Here is a 1787-nt window from a genome sequence, read left to right on the forward strand (position 1 = left end):
CAGATAGCACTCAGTTTTTTCGCTTCTGTGCTTTATTGCGTAAGCATCCCTATTTAAAAACTGTCCGGAGTATTGACATAAAACCACTACCATTTACAGAAAGGGTAAATCTATGAGCTTTACAATTCACAATGCTTTAATTCCGGTTGATAGCGGTTATGAAACCGCAGATGTGCAAGTGGTGGATAGTTGCATAAGTGCGATCGCGCCCAATAACATCCCCTCTCATTCCCCCGCTTACCAAAAGGAGGATAGGGGGGGTCAAACAGTTATTAACGGCAAAAATAAGCTGCTGCTGCCCGGTTTTGTCAACGCGCACACTCACTCTTCAGAAATGTGGCAACGGGGCATAATTCCCCCTTTGCCGCTGGAGTTGTGGATTGCCGAATTATACGATTTTACACCTCTAGATCCCGAACAAGTTTACTTGAGCGCCTTGGGAACTGCGGTAGAAACATTGCTGTCGGGCGGTACAAGCGTCGTGGATCATTTAGTTTTGATTCCGGGACAAGAATTAGAGACAATCGCCGCAGCAGTTCGCGCTTATCAAGAAATCGGTATCCGCGCTTTTATCGGGCCGTTAATTCAAGATGAATCCCTGACGGCGGGAATGCCTGCGGGCGATAGCGGTATCGAACACGCGGCTTACATTCGCTCGACTAAGGCAACTTTGGAATTAATGGAAACAGCCATAAAACAGTTTCACAATCCCGAAAAAGGTGTTAATATGTTGTTGGCGCCGACGGGAATTCAACTGTGTTCCGATGCTTTGTTTGAAGGCTGCATCGAATTGAGCGATCGCTACAACCTTTGCCGTCACGCCCACCTCTTGGAAACCCCCGCTCAAAAACAACTAGCTCACGAAAAATACGGCTGTAGCGCTGTCGAACACCTGCAAAAAATTGGTTATTTGAGTCCGCGAACTTCTTTAGCGCACTGCGTTTGGCTGGACGATTCTGACATTGCGATTATGGCAGAAACGGGAGCGACAGTCGTACACAATCCCCTCAGCAACTTGCGCTTGGGAAGCGGGATTGCACCAATTTTGAAATACCGTCAAGCGGGAGTTAACGTATCTTTTGGCTGCGACGGCGCTGCTAGCAATGACTCTCAAGATTTGCTGGAAGCGATTAAAATTGGTTCAATTTTGCACAATATTACGGATTTGGATTACCGCCAATGGATTACACCGCGCCAGTCTGTAGAAATGGCATCCCTGGGAGGAGCAAAAGGCTTGAATCTCGCCGATGAAATGGGTTCGCTCACAGTCGGTAAAAAAGCAGATTTTGTGCTGTATGATTTAACCAGTTTATCATTGCTGCCGCGCACCGATCCGATTGGGTTACTAATATTGGGACGCCCGACTAATGCGGTAGACACCGTTTGGGTAAACGGCAAGCAAATTGTCGCCGAACGTAAGGTGCAAACGATCGATGTTGATGCTTTGAGGCGGGAATTATTCGATCGCAGCGAGTGGACTAGCAAGCGTCAATCGCAAACGGTGAGTGAAATAGAAGCCCACTATCGAAAAGTCATGAACCTGCAAGGTTATTCTTAAAAAATTAACCAATAGAATATTATATCATGTCCCGTTGAATCACATAATTAGCGCCGCCACTAAAAATTAACGCAATCAACCTCGCAAATCCCAATCACTCAGAAGCTCTAGCCATGACACCCCCTAACAACCAGAGAAATGTAGACGCCAGACCATTACTCACAAGTTAAGCTAAAAGCACTATTGTCAATGAGTCAAATTACTCATCTTTTACCTGTTGACCCAATTA

At 46.2% G+C, this 1787-nt stretch carries 1 protein-coding gene; it reads left to right on the forward strand.

The features are described from left to right. Positions 1-112 precede the first annotated feature (112 nt). Positions 113-1558: an amidohydrolase gene (locus QUA25_RS29110; protein WP_333043169.1), complete on the forward strand. Its 1446-nt coding sequence runs from the start codon at positions 113-115 to the stop codon at positions 1556-1558. The last annotated feature ends 229 nt before the right edge of the window (positions 1559-1787 follow it).

Source organism: Microcoleus sp. Pol17C6 (genome assembly GCF_036701145.1).
Lineage (GTDB): Bacteria > Cyanobacteriota > Cyanobacteriia > Cyanobacteriales > Microcoleaceae > Microcoleus.